Annotated in this window: 1 protein-coding gene; it reads left to right on the forward strand. The window is 58.4% G+C overall.

Features of this window, described 5'->3' with window-relative positions; genetic code table 11:
- Positions 1-65 precede the first annotated feature (65 nt).
- The coding region (locus GHO03_RS25275; protein ID WP_256668784.1) for a protein rep at positions 66-423 on the forward strand (358 nt) is incomplete at its 3' end.

Here is a 423-nt window from a genome sequence, read left to right on the forward strand (position 1 = left end):
GCCGTCAGCATCTGGTTTGTCCTCTCTGTGCGATCCGCCGAGGAGCGAAGGCCCTTGGCGCGTATCTGACACGCTGGCAGGTCTTGCAAGAAGAACGTCCTGACTTGCGCCCGTATCTATTGACTCTCACGGTCAAAAACGGCGATGACCTGGAAGAGCGTCAAAACCATCTCAGCAAGTCCCTACGCAAGCTGCTGACGCACCGACGCCATTTCAAGGCAGGTGTTCCGCGTGCCCCGTGGACTGAGCTTTGCCGAGCTGAAGGGGCCGTTTACACAATGGAACTGACCAACAAGGGCAAGGGGTGGCATCCGCACTGCCACATGATCCTCCTAGCGTCTTCTCAGCCTTCTCAGAGCGACCTGAGTGCCGAGTGGCACAAGATCACCGGCGACAGCATGGTCGTGGATTGCAGGCCTATCC

The organism is Pseudomonas sp. FSL R10-1339, assembly GCF_009600545.1.
Lineage (GTDB): Bacteria > Pseudomonadota > Gammaproteobacteria > Pseudomonadales > Pseudomonadaceae > Aquipseudomonas > Aquipseudomonas bubulae.